Raw genomic sequence first — 16,519 nt, 5'->3', positions numbered from 1 at the left:
CCGATGGTTCCGCCGCAGTAGCAGCAAAGCCTCAGTTATTCCATTCAGACGGCCTTTCATGATGTTTAGGCCGTCTGAAAACATTTTTCCCAATACGGTTAAAAGAGAACATTATGAGCCAATACGTTTATTCCATGCTGCGCGTGAGCAAAGTGGTGCCGCCGCAAAAGACTATTATCAAAGATATTTCCTTGTCGTTTTTCCCGGGCGCGAAAATCGGCCTGCTCGGTTTGAACGGCGCGGGCAAATCCACCGTGTTGCGCATTATGGCGGGCGTGGATAAAGAGTTTGAAGGCGAAGCCGTGCCGATGAGCGGCATCAAAATCGGCTATCTGCCGCAAGAACCGGAACTCGACCCCGAAAAAACCGTGCGCGAAGAAGTGGAAAGCGGTTTGGGCGAAGTAGCGGCCGCGCAGAAGCGTTTGGAAGAAGTGTATGCCGCCTATGCCGACCCCGATGCCGATTTTGATGCGTTGGCCGAAGAACAAGGCCGCTTGGAAGCGATTATCGCCGCAGGTTCTTCAAGCGGCGGCGGTATGGAGCATGAATTGGAAATTGCCGCCGATGCGCTGCGCCTGCCCGAATGGGATGCCAAAATCGGCAATCTTTCCGGTGGTGAAAAACGCCGCGTGGCCTTGTGCAAGCTGTTGTTGAGTAAGCCGGATATGCTGCTTTTGGACGAGCCGACCAACCACTTGGATGCCGAATCGGTGGAGTGGCTGGAGCAGTTTTTGGTGCGCTTCCCCGGCACCGTGGTGGCCGTTACCCACGACCGTTATTTCTTGGACAACGCCGCCGAATGGATTCTCGAGCTTGACCGCGGCCACGGCATTCCGTGGAAAGGCAATTACTCTTCTTGGCTGGAGCAGAAAGAAAAACGCTTGGAAAACGAGGCTAAAACCGAAGCCGCCCGCCTGAAAGCCATGAAGCAGGAATTAGAATGGGTGCGCCAAAATGCCAAAGGCCGCCAAGCCAAATCCAAAGCGCGTTTGGCCCGCTTTGAAGAAATGTCTAACTACGAATACCAAAAACGCAATGAAACGCAGGAAATCTTTATTCCCGTGGCCGAGCGTTTGGGTAACGAAGTGATTGAGTTTGTGAACGTGGGCAAGTCGTTCGGCGACAAACTCTTAATCGACGATTTGAGCTTTAAAGTGCCGCCCGGCGCGATTGTCGGCATCATCGGCCCCAACGGTGCGGGCAAATCGACCCTGTTCAAAATGATTGCAGGCAAAGAGCAGCCGGACAGCGGCGAAGTGAAAATCGGCCAAACCGTGAAAATGTCGCTGATTGACCAAAGCCGCGAAGGTTTGCAAAACGACAAAACCGTGTTCGACAACATCGCCGAAGGCCGCGATATTCTGCAAGTCGGCCAGTTTGAAATCCCCGCCCGCGCTTACTTGGGCCGTTTCAACTTCAAAGGCAGCGACCAAAGCAAGATTGCCGGCAACCTTTCCGGCGGCGAACGCGGCCGCCTGCATTTGGCGAAAACCCTGTTGAGCGGCGGCAACGTGCTGCTGCTGGACGAACCGTCGAACGACTTAGACGTGGAAACCCTGCGTGCGCTGGAAGATGCTTTGCTGGAATTTGCCGGCAGCGTGATGGTGATTTCGCACGACCGCTGGTTCCTCGACCGTATCGCCACCCATATTTTGGCCGCGGAAGGCGATTCGAAATGGGTGTTCTTTGACGGCAACTATCAGGAATACGAAGCCGATAAAAAACGACGTTTGGGTGAAGAAGGCGCGAAGCCGAAACGGATTCGCTATAAACCGGTAACACGTTGATTAAGAGTTTGAAAAGGCCGTCTGAAAAATTTCAGACGGCCTTTTGGTATTTTGGGGCAGATGAATGAATATATAGTTAATCACTTAATCTTTAACACAAGATGCCGTAACGCCGCAGTAAGTGCTGACTGGATTGACTATATATCTGTATTAGTTGCTGTAAATCCGGCAGTCTTTATCGGCGGACTTGCCTTTGAAAAAATGATTTTCATCCGAGCAGCTGCTGGCGCTGGATTCGCACACTATGGCAATCAAAGATTCGTTGATTTTTAATACACGCGGTTCGTTGTTTTTATCAAAGGCAACCGCTTTCAAAGTAAATTTGTCGTCGTGTGCGCCACGCGCGACACCTTGCGGACGGATACAGAAATGGCCGGTAGCGGTTTCGGGTAATGGCGGCCAAGTTGTTGAATTCAATTTAAACGAACGGTGCTGCTGGTAAAATTGCTCCATCATTTGGGCATTTTTTATTAGGGCGGTGTGAGCTTCGCGAAGGCGGGTATTTTTAAGGGGCTGACGTAGATTAGCAGTCATGATAGGCTGCCAAAATGAAGATAACCCACTGTAAGTTAAAGAAGAGTCTGCAAAGAAAACTGCTTGAATATTTTGTATTGGAGGTAACCGCACGTTCTGCTGCCGATATCTTGGGTATTCAGCCCAATACGGCTATTCTCTTCTACCGTAAAATCCGTCTTGTTATCAGCCATCATTTGGCTTTGGAAGCAGATCAGGTTTTTGAGGGCACTATAGAATTGGATGAGAGCTATTTCGGCGGTAAGCGTAAAGGAAAGCGCGGTAGGGGAGCAGCAGGTAAAGTGGTGGTTTTCGGTATCCTTAAACGTGGAGGTAAGGTTTATACGGTTGTAGTGAATAATGCCCGAAAGGAAAGTTTATTTCCTGTTATTACAAGGAAAATTACACCTGATAGCGTAGTTTATACGGACTGCCTGAGCAGTTACGACGTGTTGGATGTCAGCGGTTTTCACCATCACAGGATTAATCACAGCAAAAAGTTTGCCGACCGACACAACCATATCAACGGCATTGAGAATTTTTGGAATCAGGCGAAACGTGTCTTGCGCAAATACAACGGAATTGACCGAAAATCTTTTCCTCTGTTCTTGAAAGAATGTGAGTTTCGTTTTAACTTCGGGACACCAAAGCAGCAGTTAAAAACTTTGCGGCTTTGGTGTGGTGTTTAGGGCTAATCTACTTCAGCCCCATTTTTAATGTATTTTTGGTAAACGGGAATAGCGATAGCCGCTAAAACGGCTAGAATGGCAATGGTGAAAAGAAGCTCGGTCAGCGTGAAACCGCGTTGTGTGTGCACGATAATCCCCTGTTAAACTAATAACCAGGGTGATTATGTGAAGGTTTGTTTGGCCTGTAAAGTAAATCTTAACGTTTTGGCAGGCGAATGTATTTATTTGTACACGTAACAGTTCACGTTGGAATTGGAAGAATTCGAAACCGTGGTGGTTGCCGTTCTGCCTTCGCAAAGGGTAACGATGCCGCTGCCGTTGAGCTGCATATGGCGTTTTTCATTGGGATTGTTGGCATTCGGTTCGGCGATAAGGGTAAAGTCGTCGCCGCTTGCCGCTTGATAACGGATATTGAAATATTGATTGGTTTCAAGCGCATCGGAAGATATAGAGGCGGGGAAACGGTGTTGCTGCGCGTATCGCCGTTCTAAGGTTTGTGCGCTTACCAGCAGGTCGGCACGCACATTCTCCAAGCGGGTTTGACGGACATACGTTTCGTATGACGGATAGGCAATTGTGGCAAGAAGGGCTAACGTAAGAACCACAATCATTAATTCAATCAGAGTAAAGCCTTGTTGTCTTTGTTTGGTCATGTTGCAGGTCGAGTCAGTAATCGGTTAGACGTAATGTATAGTATAAGCATACTAAATTATTGTTGTTTCTCTGAAAAGTATAAATGAATATAAGTTTGACGGTTGTCATATCCGATATATGGTAGTGTAAAGATGTTGAACGGAGTAACAGTATGTAAAACAACAATTATGCTGAGAATGTGCAGATGTGTGCGGCAGTAAAAGTTTTTTGATGTTGCATGGCGCTTATTGTGTAAAAAATGACTTCATGAATACTTTAAAGAACAACAGGATATAAGTTTGAAAAAAAGATAGGTGCTTGGAGGGGCGGTTTTTTTTCAGTACACTTCACTCGGTTTATGTTCCGTTCGGCCTGCTGTTGCGGCCGCTGCTCATTTATATGGAACAAAATAATTTTAAAGATTGGGGCATTATGGCAAAAGCGGTGAAATGGATAACGGCGTTGGCCGTTGCTGCGGGGTTAGGCTTTTCAGCCTGGATGTATTTGAAGCCGGAAGAAAAAATCAATTATTTAACCCAGCCGGTTGCAAAAATGGATATCAACCAAACGGTGAGTGCTACGGGAGAAATCTCTGCGGCACAGTTGGTAACCGTAGGTTCCCAAGCATCGGGTCAGATTAAAAAGCTCTACGTTAAAATCGGCCAACCAGTCAAAAAAGGCAAATTGATTGCAGAAATCGATTCGACCACGCAAATCAATACCCTCAATACCCATAAAGCCAAGCTGGATACCTTCCGTGCCCAGTTGGTATCCGCTGAAATCAAGCATAAAACCGCCGCAAAAAAATATCGGCGCGAACAAGCACTATGGGCCGAAAACGCCACGTCTAAAGCCGAGTTGGAAGATGCCGAAGATGCGCTGTCTGCAGCGGCGGCATCGGTAGCCGAGTTGAAATCCCAGATCAAACAGACGCAGATTGCAATTAATACCGCCGAAGCCGATTTGGGATACACGCGCATCGTTGCCACAATGGACGGAACGGTGGTGTCTATTCCGGTGGAAGAAGGGCAAACGGTGAATGCCAACCAAAGCACGCCAACCATTGTTCAGCTGGCCGATTTGAGCAAAATGTTGAACAAAATGCAGATTGCCGAAGGTGATGCGGGTAAGGTTAAAGCAGGGCAAAGTCTGACCTTTACGATTTTGGCTCAGCCTGAAAATATACGGGATGCCGTTATCGACACGGTTGACCCCGGCTTAACCAAAATGTCGCAAGGATCATACACCACCAGCACAGACACCACCGATACGGCCATTTATTATTATGCCCGCGCTTTGGTGCCGAACGAAGACGGCTCGCTCCATATCGGCATGACCACCGAAAATACGATTGTGATTAAGCGTGTGCAGCAGGTATTGGGCGTGCCTAATTTGGCAGTCAAAACCAAGGCGGGTAAAAAAACCGTGCGGATCTTGGGCGATAAAGACCAAGTGGAAGAACGCACGGTAAAAACCGGCTTGAGCGACGGCACCCATATAGAAATAACCGAAGGCGTAAAAGAAGGAGAGCAAGTGATTATCTCCGAATCGGGTGCGGCGGATATGAAAAACGGTAGCCGTAATGGCCGTATGCGGCCGATGTAGTCGGAGCGGAGCATGGGTTTTATCGAATGTAAAGGCATCAACCGCTATTTCGGCAGCGGCGACAGCCGGGTGCATGTGTTGAAAGACATCAGCCTCAGCATAGAAAAAGGCGACTTTGTGGCCATTATCGGCCAATCCGGCTCGGGCAAATCAACGCTGATGAATATTTTGGGGTGTTTGGACACGGCCAGTTCGGGTTCGTACACCATCGACGGTGTGGAAACCGCACAAATGACGCCAGACCAACTGGCCGGGCTGCGCCGTAAGCGTTTCGGTTTTATTTTTCAGCGGTACAACCTGCTCAGTGCGTTGAATGCGCGGGATAACGTGGCTTTGCCGTCGGTTTATGCGGGTTTGGAAAAAGCCGACCGCAGCCGGCGGGCCGATAAGCTTTTGCATGATTTGGGCTTGGAAGGCAAAGAAAACAATAAGCCCAGCGAGCTTTCGGGCGGCCAGCAGCAACGTGTCAGCATCGCACGCGCTTTGATGAACGGCGGCGAAATCATTTTGGCCGACGAACCCACTGGCGCGTTGGATACGCAATCGGGCGACAATGTGATGGAAATCATTCATTCTCTGCACGCCCGGGGGCATACGGTGATTTTGGTTACGCACGACCCGAAAATCGCCGCCAATGCCAACCGTGTGATCGAAATACGCGACGGGGAGATTATTTCCGACATCAGTAAAAATGCCGAAGTGCCGCCGAGCAATGTGGGCAGCATTCGCGAAAATACATCGTGGCTGTTCTTTAAAGACCAGTTTATCGAATCGTTCAGGATGTCGGTGCAGGCGGTTTTGGCACATAAAATGCGCTCGCTGCTGACCATGCTGGGCATCATCATCGGTATTGCTTCGGTGGTTTCGGTAGTGGCTTTGGGAAAAGGTTCGCAGGAAAAAATCCTCAAAGACATCAGTGCCATCGGCACCAACACCATCAGTATCCGGCCGGGCAGAGGGTTTGGCGACCGGCAATCTTTCCGCATCCGCACCCTTACCATCGCCGATGCCGATGCCATTTCCAAACAAAGCTATGTAGACAGCGTAACGCCGATGGTTGCTTCGAGCGGCACGGTAACCTACCGCAATATCGACGTGACCGCCCAGCTTTTCGGTGCGGGCGAGCAATATTTCGACGTGCGCGGCATCAAACTTGCGGAAGGCCGTCTGTACGATGCCGACGATGTAACCAACAACAATCAGGTAGCCGTTATTGACGATAACACAAAAAACAAGTTGTTTTCAGACGGCACAAGCCCCATCGGCAAGGTTATCCTGTTTAAAAAACGCCCGTTAAGAATCATCGGCGTAACCGAAAAAGACACGAGCAGTTTCGGCAGCGACGACAACCTGCAAATATGGGCGCCTTACACGACCGTAATCAACCAAATCAGCGGCCAGCGGTATATCAATTCCATTACGGTAAAAGTCAAAGACGATGTCAATTCCCAAGCCGCCGAAAAAGGTTTGGACGAACTGCTGCTTTCGCGCCACGGCGTGAAAGACTTTTTTATGCAAAACAGCGACAGCATCAAGCAAACGGTGGAAAGCGCTACCGGCACGATGACGTTGCTGATTTCCAGCATTGCATTGATTTCACTGATCGTGGGCGGTATAGGCGTGATGAACATCATGCTGGTGTCTGTTACCGAGCGCACTAAAGAAATCGGTGTGCGTATGGCCATCGGTGCGCGGCAGTCGAACATTTTGCAGCAGTTTTTGATAGAAGCGGTGTTGATTTGCCTGCTCGGCGGATTGAGCGGCGTGTTGCTTTCCTTTGCCATCAGCTTGGTGTTCAACCATTTTGTTACCGATTTCGCCATGACTTTTTCTACCCTTTCCATCGTGGCCGCCGTAACCTGTTCCACCATTATCGGCGTCGTGTTCGGCTTTATGCCGGCCAAGAGGGCTTCGCAGCTTAACCCGATAGACGCGCTGGCACACGATTAATGTTTTCAGACGGCCTTCTACGCTTTAGGCCGTCTGAAAACCCTAAGGACCATTCATGAAAACCAACCGATTGTTTCAGACGGCCTTAAGCTTGGGCATCGTCATTTCTTTGGGCGGTTGCGCCGTCAACCACACCGCCCGCTCCGATTTAACGCTGCAAACATCGGGCAGCATTATTCCGGCGGAGGAGGCCGCACAGCGTTACCATATCGCCGCAGACTGGTGGAAGCTTTATGAAGACGGCCGTCTGAACGCGCTGGTGGCGCAGGCTTTGGCGAACAATATCGACTTGAAAAAAGCCGCAATTAACGTCAACAAAGCCCTTTATCAGGCCAATATTCTCGGTGCCGGCCTTGTGCCTGCATTTAACGCCTCGGTAGGTGCGTCTGCCAATAAAAACCTCAAAAACAGCAACAGCAGCCGCTCGTTCAGCAGCCAGCTCGGCTTAAGTTACGAAATCGACTTGTGGCAGAAACTCGATGCCAAAGCCGATGCCCAAGTGTGGGAATATCAGGCCACCCAGCAAGATTTGGCCGCCGCCCGCCTGACCTTGGTCAACAATGTGGCCGATGCCTATTTCAACATCGCCTATTTGAATGAAGCCATTGCCCTTACCGAAAAAAACATTAAGCAATACCGTGAAATCAGCCGCATTTCGTCTGCCAAATACAGGCACGGTAAAGCCGATGCCGCACAGCCCCGCCGCGCGGAACAGGCTCTGCTGGCCGCCCAAAACAGCTTGATCCAACTGCACAACAACCGTGAAGCCGTTGAAGAAACCTTGCGCAACCTTTTGAATCTCAAACCCGGAGAAGCTGCGGCGGCGGCTCCGGCCGAATACCGTTTGCAAGCCGCGCGCGGTGTCGATTTAAACGTGCCCGTGGCAACGCTGGCTAACCGCCCCGATTTGCGCGCAGCCGAATACCGCCTGCAATCTGCCGTGAAAAGCGTTGATGCCCAAAAACGGAGCTGGTATCCCGCCATCACCATAGGCGCAAGCATCAGCACTTCATCCGACAAAGCCCGCACCCTGTTCGACGTGCCGTTTTTAGGTGGGTCGGTTAAGCTCAACCTGCCTTTTCTGGATTGGAATACCCTGAAATGGCAAGACAAAACTGCCGAAGCCAATTTCAATCAAGCCCGCCTGAATTTCGAGCAGACACTCACCGCTGCGTTGAACGAAGTGTTGGGGCATTATCAGAAATACGGCCATGCGCTAACGCTGCTGGAAAACGCGCACAAGCAATACGCGCTTGATCAAAAAAACAGCCGTTATTACCAAGTGCGCTACCAATACGGAAAAGACGAGTTGAAAGACTGGCTGGAAGCCTTGAACACCGAGCACAGCTCGGCACAAACGGTGTTGAGCCGACGCTACGACGTGTTGAAATACGAAAATATGGTGTATAAGGCGATGGCCGGGCGTTACGCCGAAAAATCAATTGACTAGCTTATTTGGGGTTACGATTTAGCCGGAACAAAGGTCTCAGGTCTGAAGGCCGTCTGAAAACATGGTTTCAGACGGCCTCGTTTATATTTCATCCTTACAAGATGAAAGGGCGCACGCATGAAAATGTGCCGACTGTATATCGGAAAACATACCCCCACAGTTGTGGCGGCGTTTGTTTTCTGCTATCGGCACGGTTGCGGTTAAGAAAACCATTTTTGTCTGAAATAAGCGGTGCGGCGCAGGGTTTATGTCGGGCGGTTTGCTGGGCGGGAATGAAAACGCCAAATATTGCGTCAAAATTGAAATTTAAATTGGTATAAAAATATCAATATCGCTTTTTCAGGCGGCCTAATGCGATGCTTTTTTAAAAAAATTAAAATATTATTACAAAAATTCAGTTAAGCCAGTCCGTTTATATAGGAGCAACGACAATATGAAACGCCAAACTGCAACCAAATACGCATTAAGCACCCTTGCCGCCATGATGTTGGCAGCGTGTTCGCCCGCAGAACAAAAAAACAATACCGCCGCTTCTTCTGCCGCAGATGCGACCGCCAAAAAAGTAGCCATTACCGCCATTGTGGAACACCCCGCGCTCGATGCCGTGCGTAAGGGTGTGATTGATGAGTTGAAAGCCAAAGGCTACGAAGAAGGTAAGAACCTGACCATTGATTTCCAAAGCGCGCAAGGCAGCACCGCTAATGCCGCTCAGATTGCCAAAAAATTTGTCGGCGACAATCCCGACGTTGTGGTGGCGATTGCAACGCCGAGTGCGCAATCTATGGTGGCGGCCACCAAAACCATTCCTGTGGTTTATGCCGCAGTAACCGATCCGGTTGCGGCCAAGCTGGTTCCGGGTTTTGAGGCGTCGAATACCAACGTAACCGGCATTTCCGACGAACTGCCGTTGGAGCCGCAAATTGATTTGATGAAAAAAATCGTGCCTACCGTAAAAAATGTCGGTTATGTGTACAGCCCCGGCGAAGTAAACTCTACCACCGTGCTGGAACAATTGAAGGCCAAACTTGAGCCGCAAGGCATCAATTTGGTAACGGCTCCCGCCCAGCGTTCTTCCGATGTGCTCACGGCCGCCCGCAGCCTGAACGGAAAAGTTGATTTGATTTACACTTCTTTAGACAACAATGTGGTGTCTTCTTACGAATCTATGAACAAAGCGGCGGTAGAAATGAAAAAACCGCTGATCGCTTCCGACACCGATTCGGTTGCCCGCGGAGCAGTAGCGGCTTTGGGCGTGAACTACTACGATTTGGGTAAAAAAGCCGGCGACATTACGGCTCAGATTCTGGCCGGTAAAAAAGCCGGAGAGATTCCTTCTGCCCGCATGGAAACGCTGGATCTGTTTTTGAGCAAGAAAAACGCCGCCGCCCAAGGGATTGCTTTGTCGGAAGACGTAATGAAGCAAGCCAAACAGGTTTCGGAATAAATCGGGTTTCACATTTCAAATGTATAAATAAAATCAGCCAGCCTTCGGTTGGCTGGTTGTTTTCCATACCTTCGAGGCACGGAAACCGTTGAAAGCGGTGATTCGGCAAAGGGTTGCGGCAGCTTTTCAGACGGCATCGGTAAGGCGCAGTAACGCCGTAGCAGAAATAAAGTTTATGTGCTGTAAACCAAGCAACCGAAGCCCAAGCGATATGACGCCACAGGTTTGAGGCCGTCTGAAAATCATGTTTCGAAGGTGCAGATGTTGTTGAATAGGAAGTTTTCCATAAGATGAGTTTGATTGCGTTCTTTGGCGGAATAGAAGCCGGCCTGATTTACGCTTTAGTGGCGTTGGGCGTATTGATTTCGTTCCGCATCCTTGATTTCCCCGATTTGACTGCCGACGGCAGTTTTCCTTTGGGTGCCGTCGTATTTGCCGTGTGCGTGGGCTTGGGTGTCAGCCCGTGGTTGGCCTGCTTGGCCGCCGCCGCCGCCGGTGCGTGTGCGGGCATGGTAACGGCTTGGTTAAACGTATCGCTGAAAATACTGCCGCTGTTGGCCAGTATTTTGGTGATGGTGGCGCTCTATTCGGTAAACCTGCGTATTACGGGCGGCACGCCCAACCTGCCGCTGATCGGCGCGCCCAGCGTGTTTTCTCCGTTTGTGGCTGAAGATTACAGCAACCAGTTTTGGGTGCAGCCGCTGATTATTTTAGGCTTCGTCGTGCTGGCCAAATTGCTGCTGGATTGGTTTTTCAACACCAAAACCGGCTTGGCCATGCGTGCCACCGGTGTGAACGCCCGCATGGCCAAAGCGCAAGGCGTGGCCACTTCTAAAATGATTGTGCTGGGCATGGCGATTTCCAACGCTTTAATCGCCTTGGGCGGCGCACTGTTTGCCCAAACCACCGGCAGTGCGGATCTGGCCAGCGGTATCGGCACGATTGTGATCGGCTTGGCTGCGGTGATTATCGGTGAGAACCTGTTGGGCAGCAAACGTATTATTTTCATTACTTTAGCCGCCATTTTAGGTGCATTGGTTTACCGCCTGCTGATTGCTTTTGCCTTGGGCAACGAATTTCTGCAAGGTGTGGGGGTACGCCCGACCGACCTGAACCTGATTACCGCCATCCTCGTTGTGCTTGCCCTGCGTTTGCCGATGATGAAACGGGCTTTTAAAAGGAAACAGACATCATGATGCGCGCCGACAATTTAAAAATCACTTTCAACGCCGGCACACCGATTGAAAACCCCGCTATGCGCGGCATGAGCTTAAACATTCGAGACGGCGAATTTGTAACCGTGATCGGCAGCAACGGCGCGGGTAAGTCCACCTTTCTCAACGCTATCAGCGGCGATTTGATGGTGGACAGCGGCAGCATCCACATCGACGGCCAAGACGTTACCCGCCTGCCTGCACACAAACGCGCCCATCTGGTTGCCCGCGTGTTTCAAGACCCGCTGGCCGGCACATGCGAGGCTTTGAGCATCGAAGAAAACATGGCGCTGGCTTATTCGCGCGGCGGTAAACGCGGTTTAGGCTTTGCGCTCAATAAAGAAAACCGCGAGCTGTTTCGCGAAAAGCTGGCAATTTTAAAACTCGGCCTCGAAAACCGCCTAACCGACCGCATCGGCCTGCTTTCAGGCGGCCAACGCCAAGCCGTGAGCCTGCTGATGGCCAGTTTGCAGCCGAGCAAAATCCTGCTGCTCGACGAGCACACCGCCGCACTCGACCCCAAAACCGCTGCGTTTGTGTTGGAACTCACCGATAAAATCATCGCAGAAAACAAGCTCACCGCAATGATGGTAACCCATTCCATGCGCCAAGCTCTCGACCACGGCAGCCGCACGGTCATGCTGCATCAGGGCAAAGTGGTGTTGGATGTTTCGGGCGAGCAGCGCAAAGGCATGGATGTGCAGGATTTGTTGGATTTGTTCGAGCAAACGCGCGGAGAAAAAGTATCGGACGATGCGTTGTTGCTGGATTAAGCGCAAGCGGCAGATATTGAGATTTGAAGGGTGATGGATAAGGCAGATGTTGCAAGCATTGCCCGGATTGTGTCGCCGGAAGGTTTTGGTAAGATGATCGTAGGGGCGGAACATATCTCCGCCCCTTACGTTGTAAGCTACGCTGTATTACCGCCGCGCCAACACGGCTTTACCCAGATAGGTTTTGATGCCGTCGGCAATGGCTTCGGCACTTTTCTGGCGGAAAGAATGGCTGGCCAGCAGCTTTTCTTCGGTCGGGTTCGACAAAAATGCCGTTTCTACCAAAATAGAAGGGATATCAGGCGCTCTCAACACGGCAAAGTTGGCTTGGTCAACGTGGCCTTTGTGCAATTTGTTGAGCTTGCCCAATTCGTTCAAAACATGACGCCCCAGCACCATGCTGTCTTTGATGGTAACGGTTTGCGTCATATCCAGAATAGCGTTGTCAACACTACGGTTGCCCATTTTTTGCACGCCGCCGATCAAGTCGGCACTGTTTTGGGTTTGAGCCAAAAATTTAGCGGCGGCACTGGTGGCTCCGCGCGTGCTTAAGGCATAAACGCCGGTGCCGCGCGCGGTAGGGCTGGTAAAAGAGTCGGCGTGAATCGACACAAATACGTCGGCCTTGAGTTGGCGTGCTTTGGCTACCCGCACTCCGAGCGGAATGAACACATCTTCGTTGCGGGTCATGTAGGTTTTATAACCCATTCCTTCAAGACGCTTTTTAGCGGCGCGGGCAATGGAAAGAACCACGTCTTTTTCGCGCAAACCGCCCTTGCTGATGGCGCCGGGGTCTTCTCCGCCGTGTCCGGGGTCGAGCACGATAATGGGGCGGCGGTCGCGGCGGTTAGGCGTGCTGGGCGGAGGGGTGTCGATGATGGCGGGTTGGCGTTCGCGCACGGGCGGGGTGTGTCCCGAGCCTGTGCCGTCGCTGCGGATTTTGCCTTGCGAATAATCGTTCAGCAAGGCCATCAGAGGGTCGTTGGCTTCGGCTGCCAGTGCAGTTGCGGCGGAAGGATATAAATCCACTACCAAACGGTTGCGGAAGTTGGCAATCGGCGCGAGTGTGAATACCTGCGGATTGGCGGCCTGCTTCAAATCAATTACTACGCGCACCGTAGAAGCGGTGTTTTGCCCCACGCGGATGTTTTGGATATAAGGGTCGCTTTTCTGTACTTTGGCCGACATGCTCTGCAACACGTTGTTGAGTGTTGCGCCTTCGATATCCACGACCAAACGGGCGGGGTTATCCAAAGTGAAATGCTTGTATTTGATGGCTTGGGAAGATTCCAGCGTGATGCGGGTGTAGGCGCGGGCAGGCCAGATGCGGACTGCGACAAACTGCGGCGCGGTAGCTTTGGCCAATGCGCCGATGGGGGTAAGCGTGAACAGTAAACCCGCAGCGGTGCGGCTGACAATTTGACGGCGTGTTAATTTAACCATGTTTCTAAACTTTTCCTGCCTTTGTCGGTGTGGGCTTCAATCGTGCAATTTCGGCCTGATTCATGATGTTGGAGTGTTACGGTAAGGTCGGCCGGCGGCACGAACGAACCGCCTTGTTCCGGCCATTCGATCAGGCAGAGGCAGTTGTCGGCAAATAAATCGTCCAACCCGGCATCTTCCCATTCTTCGGGGGTGGTGAAACGGTAAAGATCGAAGTGGTGCAGCAATGTAAAGCGCGGAAGAGGGTAAGATTCTACGATGGTATAGGTGGGGCTTTTCACGGCACCTTGATAACCGGCTCCGCGAAGCAGGCCGCGGGTAAAAGTGGTTTTGCCTGCACCCAAATCGCCTTGCAGATAAACCACCAGCGGCGGCATAATGCTTGCGGCCCAACTTTCGCCCAGTTTCAGCGTGGCTTCTTCATCAGGCAGAAAGCGGGTGATTTTTGCCAATTCCATAACAGCATCTCGCTTGATGTGAATGAATAAGATTTTCAAAGCCCAATTATGCGTTAATTCAAAAGGATTGGGAACCTTATATACCGATAAAATTGCATTAGGGCGTGTTGTCGGCAGTCTTGAGAAGCTAAAAAATGCCCAACAAGCCTTTTGACGACGCATCTTACATATACCGTACACCGCAAACAGCAATCTTTTCGGAACAGTCCGATTGAAAAGGGTGAGAAAGGCTGCCGGTTGGGAAGGCCGGATTTGAGCAGCCATGCCTGCTGGTTTGAAAAGGTGTACAATCGGCCCTATCGTTAAACAAGAGCAAAAGGCCGTCTGAAAAAAGTTTCAGACGGCCTTATAGAATATGATGAACAATACCAAACAACGACCCATCGGGGTATTCGATTCCGGTGTGGGCGGCTTGACCAACGTGCGGGCACTGATGGAGCGGTTGCCGATGGAAAACATCGTTTATTTCGGCGATACCGCGCGTGTTCCCTACGGGGTAAAGTCCCGCGCCACAATTGAAGCATTTACTGCCCAGATTGTTGATTTTCTTCTGCAAAACGAAGTGAAAGCATTGGTTATCGCCTGCAATACCATTGCTGCGGTAGCCGGGCATAAAGTGCGGGCGATGGCGGGCAATATGCCTGTTTTGGACGTGATTACGGCAGGTGCCGAAGCTGCGTTGCGCACCACGCGCAACAACCATATCGGCATTATCGCCACCAGCACAACCGTTAACAGCAATGCCTACGCACGCGCGATACACAGCCGCAATCCCGAAGCCCGCGTCCAATCGCAAGCCTGCCCGCTGCTGGTTCCGCTGGTGGAAGAGGGCTGGCTTGACCATGAAGTAACCCGTTTGACGGCACGCGAATATCTGAAGCCGTTGCTGGCCGACGATATCGATACGTTGGTTTTGGGGTGTACGCATTATCCGTTGCTCAAGCCGTTGCTGCGCGAAGAAGCGCCCGGGGTAACTTTGGTGGATTCTGCGCTGACTACGGCGGAAGCTGCGGCAAAAGCCTTAACGGAGGCGGGCTTGCTCAACACCGATAATGCCCAGCCCGATTACCGTTTTTATGTGAGCGATATTCCGTTGCGTTTCCGTACCATCGGTGAGCGGTTCTTAGGGCGCAGTATGGATCAGATTGAAATGGTTACTTTGGGTTGATTCAAATCTGCTTGAAATGGCATCAGGCCGTCTGAAAATTCAGACGGCCTGATGCCATTTCGAGAACGGCTCTAAAACAGCCACTGAGACACACTGTAAATCACCAATCCCACCAATCCTCCGACCAGCGTGCCGTTGATGCGGATAAACTGCAAATCGCGGCCGACGCTCAATTCCAGTTTTTCCACCATCTGCGTGCTGTCCCAAGCTTTGACTTTGTCCGACACAAACAGCGCCGCTTTGTCTTTGTAGCGCATCACAAAATCGCGTACCAACAGTGAAATGCGCACGTCGGCGCGGCGGAGAAATTGTGGGTGTCGTTTGGCTTGGGAAAGCATGTGGTCGAGTAGTTTGTTAAGCTGTATCAAACACAACGATTCGGATTTTTCCACATCGTCGGCCGCCCATTTTTGCAGCCCCTGCCAGCTTTTCATCAGGATTTCCTGAACCGCAGGCGCATCGGCCAGCTTCATTTTGCCTTGCTCCAAACGCTTGTGCCATAAGCGCGAACGGCTCAAAGCGTCGGTAACGCGGTCGTATTGCTCGTTGAATGCCCCGCGGATGCGGTGGTCGGGGTCTGTCAATGCGGCGGCCAGATAGCCGTCGGCCCAATCGAGTGCTTTTTCCGATACCCAACCGTCCACTTTATCGACTAACGTACCTTTGAGCGAGGCTTTGAGTTTTTCCCAAGTGCTGGGCGCATCGCTTTCGATTCGCGCAGCCCATTCGCGTAAGTTTTGCTCAAGCAGTACGCGGGTTTCCGGGTTTTGCAGCCAGCGGCGTGTTTGTTTGAGTACGGCGACAAACAGCGTTTCGTGCATACCTTGTGCTTTCAAGGCTTTGAGGCCGTCTGAAAAAGTTTTGCCGATCCGTTCGCCGCTGTATTGTTCTGCCAACAAACGGCTTAGAAAACGCGATACTTGGTCGGGTTTGGCGATATTCAGCAGCGGCGGAATCTGCTTGGCCAGCCACGGCAGCCAAAAATCGCGCGTTTGGGGGTCTGCCAACCGTGCCAACAGCTTTTCGCTCGGTTTGGCCTGATAAACGCGCAGGGCAATGGGCTTGCTCTGCAAAAAGTTGTTTTCGATAAATCTGCCCAATTCGTCGGCAATGCGGTGCTGGTTACGGGGCAGAATGGCCGTGTGCGGAATAGGTAATCCGAGAGGCCGTCTGAACAAAGCGGTTACTGCAAACCAATCGGCCAGCGCGCCTACCATCGCTGCTTCGGCAAATGCTTTCACATAGCCCAGCGCGGGGTAGCGGCTTACATACCACGCCGAAACCACAAACAGCACGCCTGCCGCGAGCAGCAGGCCGGTGGCCCAACGGCGGCTTTTCTTCAAACGGGCACGCGCGGCTTGCGCCCTGGTTTCGGCAGAGAGTGTATGCATG

General features: G+C 51.4%; 15 protein-coding genes. 9 read left to right on the top strand and 6 right to left on the bottom strand.

Going from position 1 to position 16,519, the window contains the following annotated elements; genetic code table 11:
- The first annotated feature begins 110 nt into the window (after positions 1 to 110).
- A complete protein-coding gene (ettA, locus tag LVJ88_RS07200; RefSeq protein ID WP_096777380.1) occupies positions 111 to 1,787 on the top strand; it encodes an energy-dependent translational throttle protein EttA in 1,677 nt (558 codons plus the stop codon).
- Between the two features lie 150 nt (positions 1,788 to 1,937).
- Here ettA and LVJ88_RS07195 read toward each other — a convergent pair whose 3' ends face one another.
- Positions 1,938 to 2,321: a type IV pilin protein gene (locus LVJ88_RS07195; RefSeq protein WP_085417973.1), complete on the bottom strand. Its 384-nt coding sequence runs from the start codon at positions 2,319 to 2,321 to the stop codon at positions 1,938 to 1,940.
- A gap of 14 nt (positions 2,322 to 2,335) precedes the next feature.
- Between LVJ88_RS07195 and LVJ88_RS07190 the strand changes: the two genes are divergently transcribed.
- Positions 2,336 to 2,989 (top strand): IS1595 family transposase, encoded by a 654-nt coding sequence (locus tag LVJ88_RS07190; protein WP_085417784.1) that lies wholly within the window; start codon positions 2,336 to 2,338, stop codon positions 2,987 to 2,989.
- 2 nt (positions 2,990 to 2,991) lie between these two features.
- On the opposite strand, the gene LVJ88_RS07185 is transcribed toward LVJ88_RS07190, so the two are convergent.
- Both LVJ88_RS07185 and LVJ88_RS07180 read right to left on the bottom strand, forming a co-directional pair.
- Positions 2,992 to 3,117 carry a prepilin-type N-terminal cleavage/methylation domain-containing protein gene (locus LVJ88_RS07185; RefSeq protein ID WP_085417974.1) on the bottom strand — a complete coding sequence of 42 codons (126 nt, stop codon included), beginning with the start codon at positions 3,115 to 3,117 and terminating at the stop codon, positions 2,992 to 2,994.
- A gap of 93 nt (positions 3,118 to 3,210) precedes the next feature.
- Complete coding sequence (locus tag LVJ88_RS07180) at positions 3,211 to 3,642, bottom strand: type IV pilin protein (protein ID WP_085356429.1); 432 nt, start codon at positions 3,640 to 3,642, stop codon at positions 3,211 to 3,213.
- Positions 3,643 to 4,054: 412 nt separating this feature from the next.
- Here LVJ88_RS07180 and LVJ88_RS07170 point away from each other — a divergent pair, with 412 nt between their 5' ends.
- The 6 genes from LVJ88_RS07170 to LVJ88_RS07145 all read left to right on the top strand — a co-directional run bounded on the left by LVJ88_RS07170 (position 4,055) and on the right by LVJ88_RS07145 (position 12,058).
- The gene (locus tag LVJ88_RS07170; RefSeq protein WP_085418015.1) at positions 4,055 to 5,227 is read left to right on the top strand and encodes an efflux RND transporter periplasmic adaptor subunit; all 1,173 of its coding nucleotides are present in this window, start codon (positions 4,055 to 4,057) and stop codon (positions 5,225 to 5,227) included.
- 12 nt (positions 5,228 to 5,239) lie between these two features.
- On the top strand, positions 5,240 to 7,177 hold the full coding sequence (locus LVJ88_RS07165) for a MacB family efflux pump subunit (protein ID WP_085417975.1): 1,938 nt from the start codon (positions 5,240 to 5,242) through the stop codon (positions 7,175 to 7,177).
- Between the two features lie 55 nt (positions 7,178 to 7,232).
- Positions 7,233 to 8,627 (top strand): TolC family protein, encoded by a 1,395-nt coding sequence (locus LVJ88_RS07160; RefSeq protein WP_085417976.1) that lies wholly within the window; start codon positions 7,233 to 7,235, stop codon positions 8,625 to 8,627.
- A 433-nt stretch (positions 8,628 to 9,060) separates the two neighbouring features.
- The gene (locus LVJ88_RS07155) at positions 9,061 to 10,071 is read left to right on the top strand and encodes an ABC transporter substrate-binding protein (protein WP_085417977.1); all 1,011 of its coding nucleotides are present in this window, start codon (positions 9,061 to 9,063) and stop codon (positions 10,069 to 10,071) included.
- Between the two features lie 290 nt (positions 10,072 to 10,361).
- Positions 10,362 to 11,267 (top strand): ABC transporter permease, encoded by a 906-nt coding sequence (locus LVJ88_RS07150; protein WP_054598774.1) that lies wholly within the window; start codon positions 10,362 to 10,364, stop codon positions 11,265 to 11,267.
- A complete protein-coding gene (locus tag LVJ88_RS07145) occupies positions 11,264 to 12,058 on the top strand; it encodes an ABC transporter ATP-binding protein (RefSeq protein ID WP_085417978.1) in 795 nt (264 codons plus the stop codon). Before LVJ88_RS07150 ends, LVJ88_RS07145 begins: the two co-directional genes overlap by 4 nt.
- A gap of 147 nt (positions 12,059 to 12,205) precedes the next feature.
- Here LVJ88_RS07145 and LVJ88_RS07140 read toward each other — a convergent pair whose 3' ends face one another.
- Both LVJ88_RS07140 and tsaE read right to left on the bottom strand, forming a co-directional pair.
- Positions 12,206 to 13,501: an N-acetylmuramoyl-L-alanine amidase gene (locus LVJ88_RS07140; protein WP_054598776.1), complete on the bottom strand. Its 1,296-nt coding sequence runs from the start codon at positions 13,499 to 13,501 to the stop codon at positions 12,206 to 12,208.
- Positions 13,489 to 13,959: a tRNA (adenosine(37)-N6)-threonylcarbamoyltransferase complex ATPase subunit type 1 TsaE gene (gene tsaE, locus LVJ88_RS07135; protein WP_085358907.1), complete on the bottom strand. Its 471-nt coding sequence runs from the start codon at positions 13,957 to 13,959 to the stop codon at positions 13,489 to 13,491. Before tsaE ends, LVJ88_RS07140 begins: the two co-directional genes overlap by 13 nt.
- A 358-nt stretch (positions 13,960 to 14,317) precedes the next feature.
- On the opposite strand from tsaE, the gene murI reads away from it, so the two are divergent.
- Entirely contained in the window at positions 14,318 to 15,127 is an 810-nt protein-coding gene (murI, locus tag LVJ88_RS07130) for a glutamate racemase (protein WP_054598849.1), read from the top strand.
- Positions 15,128 to 15,198: 71 nt separating this feature from the next.
- On the opposite strand, the gene LVJ88_RS07125 is transcribed toward murI, so the two are convergent.
- Complete coding sequence (locus tag LVJ88_RS07125; RefSeq protein WP_085417979.1) at positions 15,199 to 16,518, bottom strand: DUF445 domain-containing protein; 1,320 nt, start codon at positions 16,516 to 16,518, stop codon at positions 15,199 to 15,201.
- Position 16,519 lies beyond the last annotated feature (1 nt).

This window comes from Neisseria dumasiana, assembly GCF_022870885.1.
Lineage (GTDB): Bacteria > Pseudomonadota > Gammaproteobacteria > Burkholderiales > Neisseriaceae > Neisseria > Neisseria dumasiana.
This window is presented reverse-complemented; position numbering and strand designations above follow the sequence as displayed.

Coding starts and splice junctions, on each gene's coding strand:
- LVJ88_RS07170 (WP_085418015.1), top strand. CDS start 4,055: ATGGCAAAAGCGGTGAAATGGATAACGGCGTTGGCCGTTGCTGCGGGG.
- LVJ88_RS07160 (WP_085417976.1), top strand. CDS start 7,233: ATGAAAACCAACCGATTGTTTCAGACGGCCTTAAGCTTGGGCATCGTC.
- LVJ88_RS07195 (WP_085417973.1), bottom strand. CDS start 2,321: ATGACTGCTAATCTACGTCAGCCCCTTAAAAATACCCGCCTTCGCGAA.
- murI (WP_054598849.1), top strand. CDS start 14,318: ATGAACAATACCAAACAACGACCCATCGGGGTATTCGATTCCGGTGTG.
- LVJ88_RS07140 (WP_054598776.1), bottom strand. CDS start 13,501: ATGGTTAAATTAACACGCCGTCAAATTGTCAGCCGCACCGCTGCGGGT.
- LVJ88_RS07125 (WP_085417979.1), bottom strand. CDS start 16,518: ATGCATACACTCTCTGCCGAAACCAGGGCGCAAGCCGCGCGTGCCCGT.
- LVJ88_RS07165 (WP_085417975.1), top strand. CDS start 5,240: ATGGGTTTTATCGAATGTAAAGGCATCAACCGCTATTTCGGCAGCGGC.
- LVJ88_RS07150 (WP_054598774.1), top strand. CDS start 10,362: ATGAGTTTGATTGCGTTCTTTGGCGGAATAGAAGCCGGCCTGATTTAC.
- tsaE (WP_085358907.1), bottom strand. CDS start 13,959: ATGGAATTGGCAAAAATCACCCGCTTTCTGCCTGATGAAGAAGCCACG.
- LVJ88_RS07145 (WP_085417978.1), top strand. CDS start 11,264: ATGATGCGCGCCGACAATTTAAAAATCACTTTCAACGCCGGCACACCG.
- LVJ88_RS07190 (WP_085417784.1), top strand. CDS start 2,336: ATGAAGATAACCCACTGTAAGTTAAAGAAGAGTCTGCAAAGAAAACTG.
- LVJ88_RS07180 (WP_085356429.1), bottom strand. CDS start 3,642: ATGACCAAACAAAGACAACAAGGCTTTACTCTGATTGAATTAATGATT.
- LVJ88_RS07155 (WP_085417977.1), top strand. CDS start 9,061: ATGAAACGCCAAACTGCAACCAAATACGCATTAAGCACCCTTGCCGCC.